The organism is Pseudomonas sp. AC172, from assembly GCF_979258595.1.
This window is the reverse complement of the sequence record NZ_OZ409868.1, coordinates 1,641,061-1,663,577: the sequence shown is the minus strand read 5'-3', so window position 1 is coordinate 1,663,577 and position 22,517 is coordinate 1,641,061. Positions and strand designations below refer to the sequence as shown.

The window sequence follows — 22,517 nt, the reverse complement described above, 5'->3', positions numbered from 1 at the left end:
CCATGGGGCATCTGGCGCGATCGTCGATCCAGAAGTTGCGCAGGGAATAAACAGAGGTTTCATGCTCTATGTGTGGGGTACGCATAATCGATCCTTTATCTGGGAGCCTGAGCGCTCAAACCGCTCAGCGACTTCAATGTCAGGTCCGATGCTATAGATCGCGCTTCCGACGACCAACCTGAAAAGGTCGTCGGAAAAATCCCCTGCTTGCCGCAAAAAATGCCATTTTCCGTAGGACGTAAACCCGAGATTCCTGCCCTCAGCCGCCGAAGTGATAACTCACATCGAGCCACCATTGCCGTCCGTACGGGTCATAGTTGCCGGTCGGATAATACGGCCACCCCGCCGAGTCATCGTGTTTGACCTGATTGAGCACGTTGTTCACGGTCAGCCCGACACTTGCGCGGTCATTGAGCTTGTAACGCGCACTGGCGTTGAACACCGTCCACGGCGACAAGCGTCCGTCTCCTGCGCCGTTGGTGACTGAACCGTAACGAATACCCATCAGCGTCGCCGTGGCTTTCTGATAATCCCAGGTCAGGCTGGCGTTGACCTTGCTGCGCCAGTCGTAATTGGTGCGTGAGGTGCGCCAGTCTTGCGTCGGTGCTTCTTCCGATTCCTTGTAATAATGCGAAAGCACCAAGGTATAGCCCAGCGCCGAACTGAACGCGCCGTACTGCCCGGCACCCCAGCGAATATTGCTCTTGAAGTCCAGACCACTGACCCGCTCGCTGGCGGCGTTGATCGCATTGACCCGCACACGGTTCAACCGGTTCGGATCGACCGCCGCATTGCCGGCGTTGCGATCGATGCGCGCCAGGGTCGATTGGCAATTGGCCGAGTTGATGTCCTGCGTGCCGTTGCGGCATTCGTTTTCCTGCTGTAGCAGACGGTTTTCATCGACAGTGGTCAGCAGATCGTCGATCTCGACACGCCAGAAATCCGTGGAGAAATCGAAATTGCGCGACGGCGACCAGACAAATCCGTAGGTCCACGATTTGCCGCGTTCAGACTCCAGATTCGCTGTACCGCTCTGGGTGTAATCGACCCGCCCACGATCACACGCGCCCTCCAGGCCCTGGCTGCAACCGTAGTAATCGATCTGCGCCGGATAGTAGCCATTGCTGTCGGACTGATAGATGTAGTTGAGGTCCGGCGCACGGAAACTGGTGCCGTAACTGCCGCGCAACAACAGGCTGGTCACCGGGCGCCACTCAAGCCCGAGGTTGTAGGTTTTCTGCTGCTCGGTGCGGCCGCTGAATTTGTATTGGTCCCAGCGCCCGGCGGCGGTTGCCAGAATCGTGTCAGTCACCGGAATGCTGAACTCGCCGCCCGCCGCATAACGCTTGCGCGAGCCACCGGAGCTTTGCTGTGGGCTCACGCCGTAAAACGTGCCGTCGTTGAGGCCATCGTCCGGGTCAACGCGATACTCCTGCTTGCCCGCCTCCAGCACACCGGCGAAGCCCACCGGGCCGGCCGGCAAGTCGAACAGATCACCATTGACCGAAGCGTTGTAACTGGTCGACACCGATTTGCTGCTCTGGGTCAGGTTGCCGCGAAACTGCTGCCACTCCTGCGGCGTCAGCGGCCGGTCGAGCCGCGAGGCGTCCGGGGCGAACACCGGATAACCGCCGCTCACACCTGACTGCGGGCCGAGGTAGAAATCCTGAATCGATGACAGTGGCGTGTAGCGCGTGGTCCTGACGCTGCGATATTCCGAGCGGTTGGCTGCCAGATCGTAACTCCAGCCGGTGTCGGCGATCTTGTCCGAGAGGCCGAGAGTGCCGGTCCACGAGGTATCGCGCCACTTGCTGTTGTTGCTGGTGCGACCACCGATTTCCTCTTCCCCGAAGCGCCGATACCAGCGCTCAAGATTGCCGCTGTTCTGGTTGATGAAATCCGGCGAGGTGAAGGTCGGCCCGCGCGTGTTGTTCTGGATATGGTCGAGGCCGTACATCAAATCGGCGAAGACCTGGCCGCTGTCGCTGAAGTGCCAGGTGCCACGGGTGTAGCCGTCGTAGTTTTCCTTCTGGGTCTGCACGGTCCAGTAATCGTTGTACATCTGATCGGTGCGGCAGCGCCCGCCGCTGTTGACCAGTTTGTTGTCGAAGGTGCCCTGATAAGCACCGCAACCCGGTCCCAGATAACGACTGTTACTCAGGTCACGGCGGTAACCGACGTCCGCCAACGGGCCGTTTTGCATAAAGCCACGGTCATCGGCCCAAATCGGATCACGGTTAGTCAGTTCCAGACCGAACAAGCCGTCAAAATCCCCCCAGCTACCGCCGCCGCTGATCTGCAAACGCTGGTTGTCACCGCCGCCGCGCTCACTGGTGCCGCCCTTGAGATTGACGTCGACGCCGTTGATCTTGTCCTTGAGGATGATGTTGACCACCCCGGCGATCGCGTCCGAGCCGTAAATCGCCGAGGCGCCGCTGCTGAGGATTTCGATGCGCTCGATGACCGCCGACGGGATGTTCGCCAGGTTGGTAAAGTTGACCTTGCCGTCGTACGGCGTCGGGTAGTCGGCCACGCGACGGCCATTGATCAGCACCAGCGTATGGTTCGGGCCGAGGCCGCGCAGGTTGAGCGCGCTGGCCGCCGGTTGCCAGGTGTTGCCGTAATCTTCGCCTTGGGTCATGCCAGTGTTTTGCGTCTGCGTCGCCAAGGCGTCGTAGACGTTTTTGTAGCCGCGCGCTTCCATTTCTTCGTGGGTGATGACGTTGACCGGCGTGGCGCCATCGCTCTGCGCGCGGGCAATGCGCGAACCGGTTACGGTGACTTTTTCCATGCGGTAATCGGCACTGGTGACCGGCGCCACGGTAGTGACTTTTGCCGGCGCGTCGGCTGCGCGAACGGTCAGGCCCTGAGCGCTTTGCTCGACTCGCAGGTCGCTGCCGAGCAAGGCTTTTTCCACCGCCTGGCGGCCGCCCAATGCACCGCGCACCGCCGCGCTGCGTTTGCCTTGCACCAGTTCCTGACTAAAGGAAATCGGCACGCCGCTCTGCCGCGAGATGTCCAGCAGCACCTCGTCGAGCGGCCCGGTGGCGATGTCGAAGGTAAACACCGCCGCAGCGGGTTCCTGGGCAACCGCCGCCCATGGGCTGATGCCCATCGCCAATGCGGCGGCGAGGGTCAATCGAGGTAATTGTTGTTTGATTGAGAACATCGAAGGGTTTCCCTGTTGGAGGCATCTGCAGGGAATGAGCAGCGGGCCAGCGCTTTTTATAGGGCGGCGATTAGGCCAAGAAGTTATGGGGTTATAACCGCGCGTCGACGCTGACCCAGTACGGGTTGTGCCAGGTGACGCGGATCGGCAGCGAGCGTTCGAGCAGTTGCAACGTGCGATCACTGTCGTCTAGCGGATAGAGGCCGCTGAGGCGCAGGTCAGCGACTTCCGGACTCAGATGCAAGATGCCGCGACGGTAGCGGCGCAGGCTGTCGATGACCTCGTGCAAAGGCCGGTCGCGCACCTCCAGCCGACCTTGCACCCAGGCACTTTCCTGACCATTGCTGCGTTCCAGTGACAACAGTCCGGCGCCGTTGAATAACAGGCTTTCTCCGGCCTGCACCACTTGCCGTTCGCCATCACCCGTGACCACTTCGACCTGCGAATGAAGCATCACCAATCGCGTCGACTCGTCGCTGTACTGCACGAGAAATTTCGTCCCCAGCGCACGCATGCGCCCATGCTCGGTCTCGACCACAAAAGGCCGTGCCGGCTCTTTTGCCACGTCGACCAGCAACTCGCCACTGCGCAACGCGAGCAAGCGTTGCTGACCATCGAACAACGGCACCACACGACTGCGCGCATTGAGGGTCAGCACACTGCCATCCGCCAAGGTGAAGTTGCGTCGCTCACCAGTCCCGGTCGACAACTCCCCCGCCTCCGGCAGCCAGCCGTAGCGCCGCCCGAGGAATCCGGCCAACAGCGCGATGCCGAGCACACTCAAACTGCCGCTGACAAAGCGTCGACGACTCGATGGCGCATTGAGGCTGTGCAGCAGACTGCTGCGCGGTACGCTGCGCAGGGTCGGGTTACGCAGCAGATTGAGGCCGCCGCCCATCTGCTCGATGACCTGTTGATGCCGTGGATCGGCAACCCGCCAGGCCTCGAACGCGGCACGCTCAGACATGCCCGCCTCGCCCGATTGCAACAACGCCAGCCATTGCGCCGCCTCGTCGATCACCGCTTCGTCCGGCCTCATGCCTGCATCGCCTGATAGCAGCGTTTGAACGCTTCGACCATGTATTGCTGCACGCGGCTGGTGGACACCCCGAGGCGCTCGCCGATCTCGCTGTAAGTCAAACCGTCGAGTTGATGGTAGAGAAACGCCGCTTTGGCCTTGGCCGACAGCCCATTGAGCAGGCGATCGACTGCGAGCAGTGCTTCGATCACCAGTGCCCGTTCTTCCGGGGAGGGATGCACCGGTTCAGGCGCCAACGCCAGACTTTCCAGATAGGCGCGCTCAAGGTCCTGACGGCGCCAGCCTTCGTACACCAATCGGCGGGCGATGGTGGTCAGCAGCGCGCGCGGCTCGCGAATGGCCGTGGGGTCCGGCAATGCCAGCACCCGCAAAAAGGTTTCCGAGGCAATGTCTTGCGCACTGTGCGGGCAACCCAGCGTGCGGCCAACGGCAACGCACAGCCAGCGATAGTCCTTTTGGAACATCTGCCCGATGATCTGGTAATGCGGGTTGTACCCACCCATGCCTTGCTCCCTGAAACGGGTCCCACCCGCTGCGAAAAACCATCGTTCTGCCGGGATCGTCCGGCTCTGATCAGGCGCGACTGTGCAATAGCGCACGCGACATTTGAAGTAATAAAAAATCAGCACAGGCAAACCATTAAGCATAAGCCGCTTCGTCGTCGCAGAAACATTGGCTGACACAACGTTGACCTCGATCACTGGCGCGTGGCCGGTCACTGATTAATCTCGCGGCTCCATCGAAAGCCAGGGACGGCTCACCGAGAGCCCGCGGCCGAACCCACTCAAGGAAGAGCAAGCATGCGACCACTCAACATCATTTTGCTGTCGTCAGCGTTCAACGGCCTGACCCAACGCGCTTGGCTGGAACTGCGCGAGGCCGGGCACTCGCCCAGCGTTGTGCTGTTTACCGATGAACAAGCCGTGTGCGAGCAGATCGAACACAGCGGCGCGGATCTGGTGATTTGCCCGTTCCTCAAGGACCGTGTGCCCGAAGCACTGTGGAGCAATGCGCAGCGTCCGGTAGTTATCATCCATCCCGGCATCGTCGGCGATCGTGGCGCCAGTGCCCTCGACTGGGCGATTACCAACGAGTTGCCGAGCTGGGGCGTCACCGCGCTGCAAGCGGTCGAAGAAATGGACGCTGGCCCGGTGTGGGCCACCTGCGAATTCAACCTGCAGGCGGGCTTGCGCAAATCCGAGTTGTACAACGGCCGGGTCAGTGACGCGGCGATTCGTTGCATACGCGAAGTGGTGGAGAAATTCATCGAGGGTTTTGAACCGGTTGCCCTCGACTATGCCGATACGAAAGTGCGCGGGCGCTTGCAGCCGAACATGAAACAGGTCGACCGCAGTTTCAGCTGGCACGACTGCGCGCGCTTCATCAAACGCTGCATCGATGCCGCCGACGGCCAACCCGGCGTCCTGGCAAGCCTGGCCGGCGGTCAGTATTACGTGTACGACGCACACCTGGATTCGCGCAGCGGCGTGCCCGGCGAAATTCTCGCGGTGCATGACGATGCCGTACTCGTCGCGGCCGGTGATCAAAGCCTGTGGATCGGCGCACTACGGCGCAAACCGCAACCCGGCGAGGAAACCTTCAAGCAACCGGCGCGGCACTTGTTGGCCGAACAATTGGCCGACGTGCCGGTGCTGGACTGGTCGATCGCCACACAGCCGTTCAGCAACGAAGCCTATCAACCGCTGCGTTATCGCGAATCCGGCAACGTCGGCGAGCTGACCTTCGAGTTCTACAACGGCGCCATGAGCACCGAGCAATGCCAGCGCATGGTCGCCGCGCTGCGCTGGGCCAAGTCCCGTGATACTCAAGTGCTGTTGATCAAGGGCGGGCGCGGCAGTTTTTCCAACGGCGTGCATTTGAATGTGATTCAAGCTGCGCAGGATCCGGGCGCCGAAGCCTGGGCGAACATTCAGGCGATCGACGATGTCTGCGCAGAACTGCTGACGGCCCGGCAACTGGTGGTCAGCGGCGTCACCGGCAATGCTGGCGCCGGTGGTGTGATGCTCGCGCTGGCGGCGGACATTGTGTTTGCACGCGCCGATGTCGTGCTCAATCCGCATTACAGGAGCATGGGTTTATACGGCTCCGAATACTGGACCTACAGCCTGCCCCGCGCCGTCGGCCCGGCAATGGCCGAACAATTGACCCAGGCCTGTTTGCCGGTGAGCGCGGTGCAGGCGTGGCAATTGGGAATGGTTCAGGAAGTTGGCCCGCGCTGCCCGGATGAGTTTGCCCTGTGGTTGCTGCAACGGGCCAACGGTGTGTTGAGCGATCCGACCTATGCGGCGGTGCGTGAGCGCAAGGCGCGGATTGATCAGGTGTTGATCCAGCAGTGCCGCGAAACCGAGTTGCAAGAGATGCAGGAAGACATGCTCTACAACCGCAATCAGTTTGCCGAGAAGTGCCGGAATTTTGTCTACAAGCGCAAGGTTTGCGGCACGCCGGCGCGGTTGATCGAGGAATGGGCGCGGGGGCGTTTGACCGAGTTGGCCCGTTGATTTTGCGGTGACTGCACTTTCCCTCACCCTAGCCCTCTCCCAGAGGGAGAGCGAACCGATCCGGGGATATTGGGGATTTACACCGACCTGAAGGTCTTGCTCTGAATCCATAATCGACTCGATCTTTCAGGTCGATGTATAACGCAAGACACCTCGGTCAGTCCCCTCTCCCTCGGGGAGAGGGTTAGGGTGAGGGGCTTTTGCCTTTACAATGCCCGACACCTCAAACACCGGCCCGCCCATGGACATCGATCTCGCTCGCACCTTCCTGGAAATCGTTCGCCACGGCAGCCTCGCCGCGGCCGCGCAGAAGCTGTTCGTCACACAAACGGCAATCACCGCGCGCGTGCAGAAACTCGAAAGTCAGCTGGGCAGCACCCTGTTCGTGCGCAACCGCGCCGGGGCGAAGCTGACGCCCAATGGCGAAGCCTTTGTCATCTATGCCAATCAACTGGTGCAGACCTGGGAAGCGGCACGCCGCGACCTGCCGCTGCCCGAGGGTTATCACAACGTGCTGCACATCGGCGGCGAAGTCAGCCTGTGCAACCCGTTGATGCTCAGTTGGGCGGCGGAGCTGCGCGAAAAGATTCCCGGGCATGCCCTGCGCATGGAAATCCGCGACGGCGAAAACCTCCTGCGCCAGCTCGAACTCGGTGTACTCGACGCGGCGCTGGTCTACCAGCCGGAATACTGGCCGGGATTGCAGGTCGAGCAAGTGCTGGAAGAAAAACTGATTCTGGTGCGTGCGCCCGATCGCCCCGATCCCTACGTTTACATCGACTGGGGCCCGGACTTCCGCCGCCAGCATGACGCTGCCCTGCCGGAAAAAGCCAAAGCGGCGCTGAGCTTCAACCTCGGCCCACTGGCCCTGCAATACATTCTCGAACACGGCGGCAGCGGCTACTTCCGCACCCGCGTGGTGCGTACGTATCTGGAAAGCGGCGCCCTGGAAGCGGTGACCAAAGCCCCGGAATTCGGCTACCCGACTTACCTTGTCTACTCACGCGATCGTGATTCGGCGACGCTGCAGCAAGCCTTCAATCTGCTGCGCGAAGTGATCCGCACCGATGACGACTGGTCGCAACGCTGGAACCCTCTGAGCTAAAGCGGCGGCTTCGTACCGGAGCATGGCGCATGTGACACTGAGGTCCGGCCTGCACAAACGGCCGGATCGGCTAATCTGCCGGGTATAACAACAATCCCCGCAGGTGACGCAGTGAGGCAGACCACCGAGATATTTCGCAGCCGCTACCGTGCGGCCATTCACCCGCTGTATAACCCCTGGCTGCACGGCGCCTTCGTGTTGTTGTTCGGCGTGCTGGCCATCGGTGCGTTCTGGAGCAGCGTGCAGCAGGCGAGACTGCTGGAATGGCTGACGGTGCCGTTGACCCTGCTGCTCTTCAATTTCGGCGTGTACATGGTCCATCGCCATCTCGGTCACCACAAAAAAACCTTCGCGAAAATGTTCTACGCCCGGCATGCCGGCGATCATCACAGCTTTTTCACACCGGGCCATATGACCTACGACAGTGCGCGTGACTGGCGGGTGATTTTGTTCCCCGCCTGGTTGATCGTGCTTCATACGCTGGTGATCACCGTACCGTTGTGGTGGCTGTTGGCACAGGTAAACGCCAACGTTGCCGGGTTGTTCGGCGGTTGCATGGTGCTGGGTTATCTGACTTACGAAGTGTTCCATGCCTGCGAGCATTTGCCGGCAGACAACCCTCTGGCACGCCTGCCATGGATCCGCCAGATGCGCCGCCTGCACGAATTGCATCACCGCCGCGAGCGCATGCAGGAGCGCAATTTCAACATCGTCCTGCCGCTGATGGACTACCTGTTCGGCACTCTTTACTGGGAGCCGGAAACCACCCCTTTGAGCTATTCGAAAATGCCCATGACCCGCATGCAGCACATCATCGATATCGCTGGCGACCCCATTGCCGTGCTCGCCTACGCCGCCAGTGTCGGGCGCTGGCCGGAGTGGCACCCCTCGTCGCTGAAAATCGACGGCCCACATGGCCCACTGCATGCCGGCGCGCGTTTCGAAGAGGACATTCATGCCGGCGGCCGTGAAGGCCATTTGAGTTGGGAAGTCACCGAGTATTTGCCCGGCCGGCGCTGGTGCGCGCGGGCGCAGGGCGATCACGGCTTATCGTTGCTGCTGACCTATGAATGCAGCACGGAAGGCAGCGGCACGCGATTTGTGCGCACGCTGGATTATCGCTTCGGCGGTCTGGGCATGCGCATCGCCAATCACCTGCTGCTGAAACGGCGCATCGAGCGCGAATCTGCCGCATCGATGCTGGCGCTGCGCGACGTGGCCGCGCAATACCTGTCATCGGCGAGGGCCAGCGCGTGAAGCTGCGACATTTGCTGTTGCTGCTGGTGCTCATCGTCATCGGCTTTTTATTGTTGATGCCGACCAGAGTCGAACCCGTGGCCTGGAAGCCGCCGCCAGCGCCATCGCTGAAAGCAGGCATCTACGCCGAGAACCAGAAACTAAAAGCCGCAGCGCAGGTCGGGCCGAGCGACATCGAAGGGCCGGAAGCCTTGCTGCTGGAGAGTGACTTCCTGATCACCGGGCTTCACGACGGCCGACTGATCCGCACCAGCCTCGACGGCCAGCAACGCAAAGTACTCGCCGACACCGGTGGCCGCCCACTGGGGCTGGCCCGGCACCCGAACGGCATGCTGGTGATCGCTGATGGGGTCAAGGGCTTGTTGTCCCTCGATGCGCAAGGTCAGCTGGTGCCTTTGACCACGGAGGCCAATGGTCTGGCCTTCGGTTTCACTGATGACGTGGCCATCGACAAGTCCGGGCATTATGCCTATTTCAGCGATGCTTCCAGCCGCTGGGGTTATGGCCATGACGGCGAGGCAATCATTGAGCACGGCGGCGACGGACGTCTGCTGCGCTATGACTTTCAGAGCGGTAAAACCAGTGTGCTGCTGGACAAACTGCAGTTCGCCAACGGCGTGACCCTCGGCCCCGACGACGCCTATGTGCTGGTCAATGAAACCGGCGCTTACCGCATCAGCCGTTACTGGCTGACCGGACCGAAAGCCGGCACTCACGACCTGTTCATCGACAACCTGCCGGGGCTGCCGGACAACCTTGCATTCAATGGCAGTAACCGGTTCTGGGTGGCGTTGTATGCGCCGCGCAGTGCGTTGCTCGACGGCACGGCCGGGCATCCATTCGTGCGCAAGATGATTGTGCGAGCACTGACAGTTTTGCCTAAGCCGGTGGAGAAGCGCGGGTTTGTGCTGGGGCTGGATCTGGAGGGCAAGGTGATCGCCAATCTGCAGGATGCGAGCAGTGGCAATTACTCGCCGATTACCACGGTGCGTGAGTATGGGCCGTGGTTGTATTTTGGCTCGTTGAAGGCGATGCATATGGCGCGGATGCCACTGGATGCGGCCCTTAAGTGAATCTGACAGTTTTGTGGTGAATGGACCGACGCCTTCGCGAGCAGGCTCGCTCCCACAGGGGAACGCATTTCAAATGTGGGAGTGAGCCTGCTCGCGAAGACGGTCTGTCAGTTGCTGGACTTGTCGAATTTGTCCGGATCTTCGTCTTCAGGCAAATCCTCATCCGGCTCTTCGGGGTTAGCGGTGGTATGCGCCGGGCTGTTGGGTTCGGGATGGGTGGGAACCGGGTCGAATGCGCCCTGCTCTTCACTGGGGAATTTGGGATCGTTCATAAGGCACCTCGCAAAGAGTCGGGGATTGAAGACTCTGTACATTCGAGGTGCCGGTCGTGGCTGTCGTTCCCGTCAATCCGCAACCGCAGGTCGGCGGATCATTGTCGAGTCAGGACGGAGCCTGCAAATGGCTGACGATTTCGTCCTTGACCTTCAAGCGCTTCTCTTTGAGCTTTTTCAATGCGTCGTCGGTGGGAGCATCTGAAGTGGCCGTTTCGGCCTTGACCACTTCGGCGTCGGCTTGGGAATACTTGTTGATCAGTGAATCCAGTCGTGGATCCTGGGTGCGTTTTTGCTGGATCTCTTCCTTCGTGCAACTCAAGTCCTGAAACAGGTCATGGGGAACCGGCATGGAACACCTCCGTCAGTTGATCGGCAGCCAGCGCGACCGATGCGCTGGCCCGTTATCAGAATGGCCTTGGTTGAGCCGTTCTGTCGACCACCTGTCAGACCAGCGGTGGCCGTTCGTCGCCCTGTCGCAAATGCGATAAAACCTTTGTTCACCGCGTTGCCTCCATTGGATACCCCCAACAAAAACTGCGTGGAGATACACCAATGGACGGATTCAACCTGCGTCATCTGGTTTTGGCTGTCGCTTTGAGCAGCGGCATGGGCAGTGCTTTCGCCGCGACCGACAATGACTTCGTCGATAACGCCGCAGCCGGTGGCATTGCCGAAATCGAAACCAGTCGTCTGGCCCTGGAAAAGAGCCAATCGGCGGACATCAAGGCGTTCGCCAACATGATGATCACCGATCACGGTAAAGCCAACGATGAACTGGCGACCATCGCCAAGGCCAATGACATCGAAGTCCCGGACACTACGACCCTGGTCAAACAGGCCAAGGAAAAAATTCTCGATATGCGCGATGAGTCCTTTGATGCCGCTTACGCCAACAATCAGGTGAAGGCGCACGAAGAGACTATTGAGTTGTTCAAGAAACAAGCCAATACCGTGACGGATGACAAAGTTAAAGGCGCCCCTGAATTAAAGGCGTTTGCGCAGAAAATGCTGCCGGCGCTGGAGAAGCATCTCGCCGCCGCCAAGCAATTGCAGGCCAAACATCCGAGCAAGTAAAAAGCCTTACCCTCAACCCAGCCCTCTCCCGGAGGGAGAGGGCTGGGTTGAGGGGGATCGATATCAGCCACACCACGAGACTCAAGCAAAAAAAAGGCCGCATCCAGATAGATGCGGCCTTGTCATATCTTCCGAACATCAACCGCCATCCGTATCAATATCCGCATCCGTCTCCTCCCCCGGCTGCGCCCGATCCGGTTGCGGTTTGAAGCCCGGGCTGAACTCATTGTCGTTATCCGTATGCTGGTTCTTCTGATCCACCGCCGGATCCGCACTCTGCGCCTGACCATCCTCGCCCTGCTGCTGCGTAGGCGCCGCTTGCCCCGGCACCTGCGGGTCGATTGCCGGATCATTGCGGTTGATCGGTTCGCCCGATTGACTCTGCTGATGCTTTTGCTCGTTCATGGCCACCTCGTTCGTCAAAACCAGCCCGACGCAAATCAGTCGGGCCTTGAAGATTCGAAGCCTGCCCCGCGCCATCGTTCAAAACATCGCCGCTCGCGGCCACGCCGACTAGAGTTACCGGGACGTTCCTTGCGCCAGATGAAAAATATACGTGCAGGAACGAACAACTATTTCGAACGGCAAATGTCGATCACTTCGCGGCGATCACTTTTCACGATTGCCCCCCAATTCGCGACGGAGCAACAGGCACATGGCAGCACTGCAGAACAGCACACTCGATGCGATGAAAAACAAACAAACACAACTGCTGGGCGAATGGATCAATGGCCTGCAAGCCAGCGGCGCCACCCGTAATCTGAAAGATCACGATGTACAGCAACAAACCAGCGAGTTCCTTCAACTGGTAGTCAGTGGTATCGAGAGCGACAACGGCACCAACATCGCAACGCCGGGCTGGGAAACCACCCGCCAGTTCCTCGAAAAGCTCTCCCACAGCCGCGCCCTGCTCGGCCAGGATTCGCAGCAGACCGCCAGTTTCATCTTCGCCCTCAAAGGCCCGCTGTTTAACCTGCTCCAGGCCCATTACAAAGACCAGCCAGCGCTGCTCGCCGAACAGCTCTGGGAAGTCTCCGAGCTGCTCGATGCATTCGGCATGCACACCATCCGCACCTTCCAGAAATCCCGCGAAGCGGTGATCAAGCGTCAACAGGAAGAACTGCTGGAACTCTCCACTCCGGTGGTCAAACTGTGGGACGGCGTGCTCGCGCTGCCGATGATCGGCACCCTCGATTCGCAGCGCACGCAAGTGGTGATGGAATCGCTGCTGCAACGCATCGTCGACACCGGTTCGGAAATCGCCATCATCGACATTACCGGCGTGCCGACCGTCGACACCCTGGTCGCCCAGCACCTGTTGAAAACCGTGACCGCGATCCGCCTGATGGGCGCCGATTGCATCATTAGCGGCGTGCGTCCGCAAATTGCCCAGACCATCGTTCACCTTGGCCTCGACCTGCAAGGCGTGGTGACCAAGGCCAACCTGGCGGACGCGTTGAAACTGGCTCTCACCCGTCTGGGTGTCAGCCTCGTCAAGACGGTTTAAGCATGGAACGTATTCCGATTCTTCAGATGGGCAAGTTCCTGCTGGTGACCATTCAGGTCGACATGCATGACCAGCTCGCCCTCACCTTGCAGGACGACTTGTCCGAGCGCATCAGCAAGACCTCGGCGCGGGGCGTGCTGATCGACATCTCGGCGCTGGACATGGTCGACTCATTCATTGGCCGGATGATCAGCACGATCTCCGGCCTGTCGAAAATCATGGACGCCGAAACCATGCTGGTCGGCATGCAGCCGGCCGTGGCGATCACCTTGGTCGAACTCGGCCTGACCCTGCCCGGTGTCAGCACGGCATTGAATGTCGAGCGCGGGATGAAGCTGCTGCAGGAACGAGTAGACCGGCAATGACCGTACGCAGCAGCGGTACTCAACCCATCCATATCGAGCAGGACGTCGTGCTCGCGCGCCAGACAGCACGCAAACTGGCCACCGAATGCGGCATGCGCCTGATCGACCTGACGAAAATGGTCACGGCGGTCAGCGAACTGGCGCGCAACACCATGGTTTACGGTGGCGGCGGCGACATGGACTGGCAGATTCTCGATGAAGATCACAAGGTCGGTCTGCGCCTGACTTTTCGCGACGAAGGCCCGGGTATTGCCGACATCAAACTGGCGATGACCGACGGCTGGACGTCTGGCAGCGGCATGGGGCTGGGGCTGACCGGCGCCAAACGGCTGGTCGAAGAGTTCGAACTCGACACCGAGCCCGGTAAAGGCACGCGCATAACGATCACCCGATGGACATGAATATCGTTGGGGCGCTGACCCAGGTTCTGCCGATCGAAGACAGCAGCCAGATCGGTCATGCCCGGCGCACCGCGCAACAACTGGCCGAACAACATGGCTTCGACGAGCGCGATGCCGGGCGCGTGGCGCTGGTGGCGACGGAGCTGGCGAGTAACGTGCTCAAGCACGCCAGCCACGGTGAAATGCACTTGCGGGTACTGCCGCGCGCCAATGGTTTTGGCATTGAATTGCTCGCCATCGACCGTGCCCAGGGTTTTGACCTCGAGGCCTGCATGGCCGATGGGTTTTCTACCGGCGGCACCCAAGGCATCGGCCTCGGCTCGATATCGCGTCAGACCGAAGTGTTTGATGTGTACGCCGATGCCCGTGGCGCAGTGTTGTTGGCCAGACTGTACGCGCGCACGGATCGCGCCCCTGACATGCGTTTTGGCGTCAGCCAGCACTCGCTGCACAACGATCCGGCGTGCGGTGACGTCTGGCACCTGGCGTATGAAGGCGCCAGCATTAGCGCACTGATGATCGATGGTCTCGGTCATGGCGAGGAAGCTGAACGCGCCGGTCGCGAGGGGGCGAGAGCCTTTGCCCTGACGCCATTTGCCGACCCGGTGATGCTGATGGAGGACATGCACAGGGACATGATCGGCACCCGCGGTGGCGCCGTTGCGTTCACTCAGTTCGACGGCAGGCGCGACCACCTGACCTTTGCCGGCGTCGGCAACATCGGCGCCAGCCTGATCAACGCCGACAAATCCCGCGGCCTGGCCTCGCACCCGGGAATTGTCGGCGTGCAATACCGAAAAGCCCGGCCCTTTGACTATGCTCACGTGAACGGACATCTATTGATCATGTACAGCGACGGCTTGCAGTCCCGTTGGAATCTTCAAGACTACCCCGGTCTGGTGCACCGCCATCCCGCCGTGATAGCCGCCGTCCTGCACCGCGACTTCTGTCGCGGGCGCGACGATGTAACGGTGCTGGTCGTTGCCCTGGAGGCCGCCCATGGCTGAGTCGCCGATTCTGAGCAGCGCGGAACAGACCGCGCTGATTGCGCAGTTGCAGAGCGAAACCGCGGCCCTGCGCGAAGAACTCGATGAAACCAATCAGGGCGTGCTGGCCCTGTACGCCGAACTCGACATACAGGCTGAGGAACTGCGACAGGCCTCGGATCTGAAAAGCCGTTTCCTGTCGTACATGAGCCATGAGTTCCGCACGCCACTGGGTTCGATCCTGAGCATCAACAGCCTGCTCGCCGATGAACTCGACGGCCCGCTCAGCCCTGAACAACACAAGCAGGTCGCGTTCGTCAGCACCGCTGCCCGCGAGTTGAGCGACATGGTCGATGACCTGCTCGACCTGGCGAAGATCGAGGCCGGGCGCATCACGATTTCCCCGGCGTGGTTCGACATGTTCGACCTGTTCTCCGCCTTGCGCGGGATGTTCCGGCCGATTGTCGATGCCTCCGCCGTCGATCTGATCTTCGAAGAACCGGTGGGCTTGCCGCGCCTGTACACCGATGACAAGAAACTCGCGCAGATCCTCCGTAACTTCATTTCCAACTCGCTGAAATTCACCACCCGTGGCGAAGTGCGGGTGTCCGCGCGCCTGGAAGGCGGGGACAAGGTGCGTTTTGCCGTCAGCGACACCGGAATCGGTATCGCTGCAGAGCTGCATGGTGCATTGTTCGAGGACTTTTCTCAGGTCGACTCGCCGCTGCAGAAACGTCTGCGCGGCACCGGGCTGGGCCTGTCACTGTGCAAACGCTTCGCGGCCCTGCTCGGCGGTGAAGTCGGGCTGGAAAGTGCGCCGGGGGTCGGCTCGACCTTCTTCGTGGTCATTCCACTGGCGATCGCTCTGGAGAACGTCGATGAAACGTGACATCCGCCTGTTGATCGTCGACGACAACGTCGCCACCCGCTACGCCCTGCGTCGACGGCTGGAGCGGCACGGTTACGAGGTGCTGGAAGCCGGCACGGGTGGCGAGGGGCTGGCGTTGATCGACAGTGAAGCGCTCGATGCGCTGATCCTCGACGTCAATCTGCCGGACATGAGCGGTTTCGACATTGTGCGGATTCTGCGTGCGGACACTCGCACAGCATTGCTGCCAGTGATCCATGTGTCCGCCGCGTCGATCCAGACCGGTGACATCATCACCGGCCTCGACGCGGGCGCCGATGCTTACCTGATTCACCCGGTCGACCCGGACGTGCTGCTGGCGACCCTGCGCACGTTGCTGCGGGTGCGCGACACGGAAAATGCCCTGCGTGAAAGCGAGGCGCGGTTCCGCGAGATTTTCGTCAATGTGTCTGCGCCGATTGCCGTACTCGATGCCAGCCTCAAGGTGCACGAATGCAACCATGCTTTCGCGCAACTGATTCTCGACAATCAGGACCCGCAAACCCTGCGTGAATGCTTCGCCGAGGAACAGAGCGCTATCCTCAATGAACTGCGCCTGCGTCTGGTCGACGGGGAACGCTGGAAAGGCACGCTGAACATGCGCGTGCAGGGCCAGATTCGCGAGACCGAGTGGCAGATCTCACCGTACCGCACGCCCGAATTGAGCCTGGTCTTCGTTGAGGACGTTACCGAACACCGCCATCGCGAGCGCTCGCATCTGGCGCGCCTGAACGACACCACCACGCAACTGGCCAAGGAAACCGCCGAACGCGTGCGGGCCGAGGCGCAATTGCTGCAAGTGCAGAAAATGGATGCGCTGGGCAAGCTCACCGGCGGCATCGCCCATGACTTCAACAACCTGCTGACCGGGATCATCACCAGCCTGGAATTGATCCAGAAGCGAGTCGCCGATGAGCGCCTGGACAAGGTGCAGTTCTACAGCGAAGCGGCGCTGAATTCGGCGATGAGTGCCGCGTCCCTGACCCATCGCTTGCTCGCCTTTGCCCGACAGCAGCCGCTGGATACACGGCCGGTGGACATCAACGACCAAGTCCGTTCGCTGGAAGAATTGCTGGTGCGCACCATCGGTGAGCGGATCACCCTCAAGCTGGAGCTGACCAGCAAACCGGCGATCGCGTTGGTTGATCCGGTGCAACTGGAAAGCGCGGTGTTGAATCTGGTGATCAACGCCCGTGATGCCCTGCCGGCGGGCGGCAATATCTGGGTCAACACCTACGCCGCGTACTCCCACGGCGATCCGAATCTGGCTGACGGCGCTTACGTGGCGCTGTCAGTCCGTGACGACGGCACCGGGATCGAGCACAACGTCATCGACAAGGTCTTCGATCCGTTTTTCACCACCAAACCATTGGGTCAGGGCACGGGCTTGGGGTTGTCGACGATCTACGGTTTTGCCCGCCAGTCGGGTGGCGATGCGCACATTCGCAGCGTCGCCCGGCGCGGCACCGAAGTGACCATCATGTTGCCGGCGACCACCGACCCGACCGGGGCCGACATCCCTGCGGCAGTGGTTGACCCGCAAGGCACCGGGGAGCATGTGCTGATTGTCGAGGACATGCCGTCGGTGCGCATGTTTGTCACCGAAGTGCTGGAGGACGCGGGTTATCGCTGCACCCAGGCGGCGGATATCGAAACGGCGCTGGAGCGGCTGCAGAATGATCCGTCGATCAACCTGTTGCTGACCGACGTTGGCCTGCCGCGCATGAGCGGTCGTGAATTGGCGGATGTGGCGCGGGGTTGGCGTGACGGATTGCCGATTCTGTTCATGACCGGGTATGCCGAGACAGCGATCAATCGTCAGGTGTTTCTGGGCAGCGGCATGGACATGCTGGTCAAGCCGTTTCAGATCAGCGAATTATTGGATAAGGTCCGCCGCACCCTTGATGGTGCCTGATCAACCGCTTTCGCGAGCAAGCTCGCTCCCACAGGTTTTAGTGATGTACGCGGAATAGGCGTACACACAAAACCACTGTGGGAGCGAGCTTGCTCGCGAAGACGTCAGCCCTGCCAACCCACCTATCGGCTCAAGGCACGGGCCAAAAACGGTGCCGTCCGGCTCTTCTTGCTCGCAGCAACCTTCTGCGGTGTACCCGCCACGACAATCCTGCCGCCCTGATCCCCCGCCCCCGGCCCGATGTCGATCACCCAGTCACTCTGCGCGACCACGCGCATTTCGTGCTCGACCACAATCACCGTGTGCCCCGCCGTGACCAGCGTATCCAACTGCTCCAGCAGCCGGTCGACATCGCGCGGATGCAGCCCGGTGGTTGGTTCATCCAGCACATACAAGGTCGCGCCGCGCTGAGTGCGCTGCAACTCGGTGGCCAGTTTGATCCGCTGCGCTTCACCGCCAGACAGCTCCGTGGCCGGTTGCCCCAGGCGCAGATAACCGAGACCAATATCCCGCAGCACTTCCAGTGAACGGCGAATCCCCGGTTGCTCGGCAAACACTGTCACCGCTTCCTCGACGGTCAATTGCAGCACCTGGGCGATGCTCAAACCCTCCCAGAGAATCGCCAGGGTCTGCGGGTTGTAGCGCGCGCCATGGCAGGTCGGGCACGGCGCATAAACACTCGGCATGAACAACAACTCGACACTGACAAACCCCTCACCTTCGCAGGTGGCGCAACGGCCCTTGGCGACGTTGAAGGAAAACTGCCCAGCGTCATAACCCGCAGCCCGAGCAGCATCGGTGGCGGCATAGAGCTTGCGCACGTTGTCGAACAGCCCTGTGTAGGTGGCCAGATTCGAGCGTGGCGTGCGGCCGATGGGTTTCTGGTCGACCTGCACCAGGCGCTTGATCGACTCCAGCCCCGACGTCACCTGGCCGCTGCTGACCTGCGGTGCGTCATCTTCGAGGCTGAGTTCTTCCGGCTCGCGTTCCTGCGCGGGACGGCCCAACTGCGCGCCGACCAGTTCCAGCAAAGCCTGACTGACCAGACTCGATTTGCCGGAGCCGGACACGCCGGTCACCGAGGTAAAGCAGCCCAACGGGAATTCGGCACTGAGGTTGTTCAGGTTGTTGCGGGTGATCCCGTCGAGTTTCAGCCACGCCGTCGGCTTGCGCGCCGTGCGCGTCTGACGCGGAGATTCGGCAAACAGATAGGCCCGCGTCTGCGACTGTTCGATTGCGGCCAGACCAGCCGGCGGGCCGCTGTACAGCACCTGACCACCCTGCTCGCCCGCCGCCGGACCCACGTCGATCAGCCAATCGGCGCGGCGCATGGTTTCCAGGTCATGCTCGACAACAAACAGCGTGTTGCCATCGGCCTTCAAGCGCTGCAACGCCTCGAACAACGCCTCGCCATCAGCCGGATGCAAACCGGCGGAGGGTTCGTCGAGCACGTAGATCACCCCGAACAATTGCGAACCCAATTGTGTCGCCAGGCGCAAGCGCTGCAACTCACCGGACGACAGCGTCGGCGTGCTGCGCTCCAGCGCCAGATAACCAAGGCCCAGATCGGTCAAGGTGCTGACCCGTTCCAGCAGATCCTCGGCAATGCGCTGCGCCGCCAGACGTTTCTCCAGCGACAGGTTCGGCGTGTGCCGCACGTCTGGCGCGCTGCCGTGGCCGCTGGCACCGTGGGCCACGCGCTGCTGGCGGGCCTCGCGGGTTTGCGCGTGGCTCAAGGTCTCACCGGTTTCTTCGGCATGCTCCAGGTAACTTTGCGCCGCGACAGGTTTCAACACCTCGGCCACTTGCAGCAATGGCATCTGCGCCAGTTCACCGATGTCATACCCGGCAAAGGTCACTGACAACGCCTCACGCTTCAGGCGTTTGCCATCGCACAGCGGGCAAGGGCTGCCGAGCATGAATTGCGACACGCGCTTCTTCATCAGCGCACTTTGCGAATGGGTGAACGTGTGCAGGATGTAGCGTCGGGCGCCGGTGAAGGTGCCCTGATAACTCGGTTCCATTTTGCGCTTGAGGGCGACGCGGGTTTCTTCCGGGGTCAGCCCGGCGTACACCGGCACGGTCGGGGTTTCTTCGGTGAAGAGAATCCACTCGCGCTGTTTCTTCGGCAGCTTCTTCCATGGAATATCGACATCGATGCCCATGGTCACGAGGATGTCGCGCAGGTTCTGGCCCTGCCACGCCAACGGCCAGGACGCCACCGCACGCTGGCGGATGGTCAGATTGGGGTCAGGCACCATCAGCGCCTCGGTGACTTCATACACCCGCCCAAGGCCATGGCACTCCGGGCAGGCGCCTTGCGGCGTGTTCGGCGAAAAATCTTCGGCGTACAACATCGGCTGCCCCGGCGGATAACTGCCGGCGCGCGAATAGAGCATGCGGATCAGGCTCGACAACGTCGTCACGCTGCCCACCGACGAACGCGTACTCGGCGTACCCCGTTGCTGTTGCAGGGCCACGGCCGGCGGCAGGCCTTCGATGGAATCGACATCCGGCACGCCAACCTGATCGATCAACCGTCGCGCATACGGCGCCACCGATTCGAAGTAGCGGCGCTGGGCTTCGGCATACAAGGTCGAAAACGCCAGCGACGACTTGCCCGAACCGGACACCCCGGTGAACACCACCAGTGCATCGCGGGGGATGTCGACATCGACGTTTTTCAGGTTATGTTCACGGGCGCCACGCACTCGGACCATGCCGGCGGGCGCTTTGGAGGTGCGTTTGGAAGTCATCGGCCTGCCTTGGTGAAGGTATGTTCAACGCTCAGCTACCGAGTACCACGCGAATCATCTGCAACATGGCTTCCGGGCTATACGGTTTGCCGAGCAAATGCGTGTCGGGACTGAGCTGGTGATTGCGCGAAATGATGTCGCGGGTGTGCCCGGAGGTGAACAGCACCGCCACCGGCGGCGTCTGCACCTTGGCCCAGGCGAACAGGTCGGAACTCTTGATCAGCCCCGGCATGACCACGTCGGTGAAAATCAGATCCACGTCGACACCTTCCAGCAGCATCTGCATGGCCGCATCGCCATTGCCGGCGGTCAACACGCGATAACCTTCTTCGCGCAGCAACTCCACCGCCGAGGCGCGCACCGCGTCGTTGTCCTCGACCACCAGCAGCGTCTCATGGCCACCGCTCTGCTGCCTTTGCAGATTGGGTGACTCATCAAGGATCGGTCGCAAGCTACGCGGAAAATACAATTGCACCCGCGTGCCCTCGCCGACGGTACTGGCGATCTCGACGTGGCCGCCGCTCTGTTTGACGAAACCGAACACCATGCTCAGGCCCAGACCGGTGCCCTGGCCATCGGCCTTGGTGGTGAAAAACGGCTCGAACACCTGCTCGAGCATGTCTGGCGGGATGCCGGCGCCGGAATCGCTGACCGCCACCCGCACGAAGTCACCGGGAACTATGCCTTTACCGGCGCAAAACTCACGGCTGAGTCGCACATTGGCGGCGCTCAAACCGATGGTGCCCTCACCCTTCATGGCATCGCGGGCGTTGATCGCCAGATTGAGAATCGCGTTTTCCAGTTGATTGCGGTCGACGTTGATGTGCCACGGCGCGGGTGGCAGCTGCACGTCGATCTGAATGGTTTCGCCCAACGCCCGTTGCAGCAATTCGCCAACGCCGTCGAAGATCTGCTGCGGGTTGCACACCGCCGGCGACAACGGTTGACGGCGGGCAAAGGCGAGCAGTTGCGAGGACAGCTTGGCGCCGCGCTCTACCGCCGCCAGCGACGCACTGACGCGGCGCTGTACATTGGCGTTGTTCGGTTCGTGGCGGGCGAGCAAATGCAGATTGCCGGCGATCACTTGCAGCAAATTATTGAAGTCGTGGGCGACACCGCCCGTCAGCCCACCAATCGCTTCGAGTTTTTGCGACTGGCGCAACTGCTCTTCAGCCGCCAGCCGCGCCTCGACTTCTTCGCCCACGCGCTGTTCGAGGTTGCGGGTAAATTTGAGCAGCGACTCTTCGGCATTCTTGCGTTCATGGATGTCGATCAACACGCCGGGGAAACGCAAGGGTTCGCCCTGCTCGTCGAACTCGCAACCACCGCTGGCCAGCACCCACAGGTAGCTGCCGTCGCTGCGCAATACCCGGTATTCGGCGTTATACGGCTCGCCAGTCTGCACGGAATGGGCGACGCGTTCCTGCACCCAGGCGTGGTCATCGGGATGAATGCGCGACTCGGCAATGTCCTGCGCCAGATTGCTCAAATCCTGATCCGGCGGGTAAGAGAAGGTGCGGGCGAAACGCTCATCAGCCGACAATGTGTTGTTTTTCACATCCCAGACAAACGAGCCGAGCAACGCGCCGGCATTCAGTGCCAGTCGCACCCGTTCGTTATCGGCACGGTAAGCGTTTTCGGCGGCCTGACGCAGGCGTTCGGAATGCATGAATTCGGTGGTTTCCACGACCATCGCCATCACCCCGGCCGGCACACCATCATCATTGGCGACCGGGCTGTAATACAAATCCATCCAGACGTCTTCGGGGACGCCATCGCGCAGCAGAACCAACTCTTTATTGCGGAAAGACAAGGTGCCGCCGGCCAGACAGGTATCGACCACATGCCGGTTGAATTCGGCGACCTCCGGCCAGCCCAGTTCCACCGGCACACCGAGCAGATAAGGATGGCGACCGCCGGCAAATTTCGAATAGGCATCGTTGTAGATCATGTAGCCAGCGTGGCCCCAGAGCATGACCATCGGCAACGGCGAAGCGAGCATCAGTTGCACCGTGCTGCACAGGCTGGCAGGCCAGTCGCCCAGCGGGCCGAGTTCGGTATGGCGCCAGTCGAACGCGCAGATGCGCTCGGCCATTTCGCCTTTCCAGCCGTTACACCCATGACTATCGGATAAAAACTGCATCGTTTGAACTCGGTGTCCTGTGCTGA

The 22,517-nt window shown here is 61.1% G+C and carries 19 protein-coding genes; 11 read left to right on the top strand and 8 right to left on the bottom strand.

Annotated features, from left to right (window positions below):
- Positions 1 to 259: 259 nt before the first annotated feature.
- The 3 genes from ACZ0A4_RS07520 to ACZ0A4_RS07510 form a co-directional block, all read right to left on the bottom strand.
- On the bottom strand, positions 260 to 3,169 hold the full coding sequence (locus tag ACZ0A4_RS07520; protein ID WP_463573878.1) for a TonB-dependent receptor domain-containing protein: 2,910 nt from the start codon (positions 3,167 to 3,169) through the stop codon (positions 260 to 262).
- A 91-nt stretch (positions 3,170 to 3,260) separates the two neighbouring features.
- Complete coding sequence (locus ACZ0A4_RS07515) at positions 3,261 to 4,208, bottom strand: FecR domain-containing protein (RefSeq protein WP_463573876.1); 948 nt, start codon at positions 4,206 to 4,208, stop codon at positions 3,261 to 3,263.
- Positions 4,205 to 4,711 (bottom strand): sigma-70 family RNA polymerase sigma factor, encoded by a 507-nt coding sequence (locus tag ACZ0A4_RS07510; RefSeq protein WP_463573874.1) that lies wholly within the window; start codon positions 4,709 to 4,711, stop codon positions 4,205 to 4,207. The genes ACZ0A4_RS07515 and ACZ0A4_RS07510 overlap by 4 nt, the downstream gene beginning before the upstream one ends.
- Positions 4,712 to 5,008: 297 nt before the next feature.
- Here ACZ0A4_RS07510 and ACZ0A4_RS07505 point away from each other — a divergent pair, with 297 nt between their 5' ends.
- The 4 genes from ACZ0A4_RS07505 to ACZ0A4_RS07490 all read left to right on the top strand — a co-directional run bounded on the left by ACZ0A4_RS07505 (position 5,009) and on the right by ACZ0A4_RS07490 (position 10,162).
- Complete coding sequence (locus tag ACZ0A4_RS07505) at positions 5,009 to 6,727, top strand: hydrogenase maturation protein (RefSeq protein ID WP_463573872.1); 1,719 nt, start codon at positions 5,009 to 5,011, stop codon at positions 6,725 to 6,727.
- A 241-nt stretch (positions 6,728 to 6,968) separates the two neighbouring features.
- Entirely contained in the window at positions 6,969 to 7,832 is an 864-nt protein-coding gene (locus ACZ0A4_RS07500) for a LysR family transcriptional regulator (RefSeq protein WP_322846979.1), read from the top strand.
- A 111-nt stretch (positions 7,833 to 7,943) separates the two neighbouring features.
- Positions 7,944 to 9,089 carry a sterol desaturase/SRPBCC family protein gene (locus ACZ0A4_RS07495; RefSeq protein WP_463573870.1) on the top strand — a complete coding sequence of 382 codons (1,146 nt, stop codon included), beginning with the start codon at positions 7,944 to 7,946 and terminating at the stop codon, positions 9,087 to 9,089.
- Entirely contained in the window at positions 9,086 to 10,162 is a 1,077-nt protein-coding gene (locus ACZ0A4_RS07490; RefSeq protein WP_463573868.1) for an SMP-30/gluconolactonase/LRE family protein, read from the top strand. The genes ACZ0A4_RS07495 and ACZ0A4_RS07490 overlap by 4 nt, the downstream gene beginning before the upstream one ends.
- Before the next feature lie 107 nt (positions 10,163 to 10,269).
- Here the strand turns inward: ACZ0A4_RS07490 and ACZ0A4_RS07485 are convergent, their stop codons facing one another.
- A complete protein-coding gene (locus ACZ0A4_RS07485) occupies positions 10,270 to 10,434 on the bottom strand; it encodes a hypothetical protein (protein WP_007912545.1) in 165 nt (54 codons plus the stop codon).
- Positions 10,435 to 10,543: 109 nt separating this feature from the next.
- Complete coding sequence (locus tag ACZ0A4_RS07480) at positions 10,544 to 10,786, bottom strand: DUF465 domain-containing protein (RefSeq protein ID WP_038368920.1); 243 nt, start codon at positions 10,784 to 10,786, stop codon at positions 10,544 to 10,546.
- Between the two features lie 203 nt (positions 10,787 to 10,989).
- Here ACZ0A4_RS07480 and ACZ0A4_RS07475 point away from each other — a divergent pair, with 203 nt between their 5' ends.
- The gene (locus tag ACZ0A4_RS07475) at positions 10,990 to 11,511 is read left to right on the top strand and encodes a DUF4142 domain-containing protein (protein ID WP_463573865.1); all 522 of its coding nucleotides are present in this window, start codon (positions 10,990 to 10,992) and stop codon (positions 11,509 to 11,511) included.
- A 138-nt stretch (positions 11,512 to 11,649) separates the two neighbouring features.
- Here ACZ0A4_RS07475 and ACZ0A4_RS07470 read toward each other — a convergent pair whose 3' ends face one another.
- Positions 11,650 to 11,916, bottom strand: coding sequence for a hypothetical protein (locus tag ACZ0A4_RS07470; protein WP_463573863.1), 267 nt, complete (start codon positions 11,914 to 11,916; stop codon positions 11,650 to 11,652).
- Between the two features lie 250 nt (positions 11,917 to 12,166).
- On the opposite strand from ACZ0A4_RS07470, the gene ACZ0A4_RS07465 reads away from it, so the two are divergent.
- From ACZ0A4_RS07465 to ACZ0A4_RS07440, 6 genes are read left to right on the top strand one after another with little or no spacing between them, the layout of a single operon-like run.
- Complete coding sequence (locus ACZ0A4_RS07465) at positions 12,167 to 13,018, top strand: STAS domain-containing protein (protein WP_463573861.1); 852 nt, start codon at positions 12,167 to 12,169, stop codon at positions 13,016 to 13,018.
- Positions 13,019 to 13,020: 2 nt separating this feature from the next.
- The gene (locus tag ACZ0A4_RS07460; protein WP_007912539.1) at positions 13,021 to 13,383 is read left to right on the top strand and encodes an STAS domain-containing protein; all 363 of its coding nucleotides are present in this window, start codon (positions 13,021 to 13,023) and stop codon (positions 13,381 to 13,383) included.
- Complete coding sequence (locus ACZ0A4_RS07455) at positions 13,380 to 13,784, top strand: anti-sigma regulatory factor (protein WP_003225570.1); 405 nt, start codon at positions 13,380 to 13,382, stop codon at positions 13,782 to 13,784. The genes ACZ0A4_RS07460 and ACZ0A4_RS07455 overlap by 4 nt, the downstream gene beginning before the upstream one ends.
- The gene (locus tag ACZ0A4_RS07450) at positions 13,781 to 14,791 is read left to right on the top strand and encodes an ATP-binding protein (protein ID WP_463577502.1); all 1,011 of its coding nucleotides are present in this window, start codon (positions 13,781 to 13,783) and stop codon (positions 14,789 to 14,791) included. Before ACZ0A4_RS07455 ends, ACZ0A4_RS07450 begins: the two co-directional genes overlap by 4 nt.
- Positions 14,784 to 15,659, top strand: coding sequence for a sensor histidine kinase (locus tag ACZ0A4_RS07445; RefSeq protein ID WP_463573859.1), 876 nt, complete (start codon positions 14,784 to 14,786; stop codon positions 15,657 to 15,659). The genes ACZ0A4_RS07450 and ACZ0A4_RS07445 overlap by 8 nt, the downstream gene beginning before the upstream one ends.
- Positions 15,649 to 17,592: a response regulator gene (locus ACZ0A4_RS07440; RefSeq protein WP_463573858.1), complete on the top strand. Its 1,944-nt coding sequence runs from the start codon at positions 15,649 to 15,651 to the stop codon at positions 17,590 to 17,592. The genes ACZ0A4_RS07445 and ACZ0A4_RS07440 overlap by 11 nt, the downstream gene beginning before the upstream one ends.
- Before the next feature lie 122 nt (positions 17,593 to 17,714).
- Here ACZ0A4_RS07440 and ACZ0A4_RS07435 read toward each other — a convergent pair whose 3' ends face one another.
- Together ACZ0A4_RS07435 and ACZ0A4_RS07430 are read right to left on the bottom strand one after the other, a co-directional pair.
- A complete protein-coding gene (locus ACZ0A4_RS07435; RefSeq protein WP_463573856.1) occupies positions 17,715 to 20,348 on the bottom strand; it encodes an excinuclease ABC subunit UvrA in 2,634 nt (877 codons plus the stop codon).
- A gap of 31 nt (positions 20,349 to 20,379) precedes the next feature.
- Positions 20,380 to 22,491 (bottom strand): hybrid sensor histidine kinase/response regulator, encoded by a 2,112-nt coding sequence (locus ACZ0A4_RS07430; RefSeq protein WP_463573855.1) that lies wholly within the window; start codon positions 22,489 to 22,491, stop codon positions 20,380 to 20,382.
- Between the last annotated feature and the right edge of the window lie 26 nt (positions 22,492 to 22,517).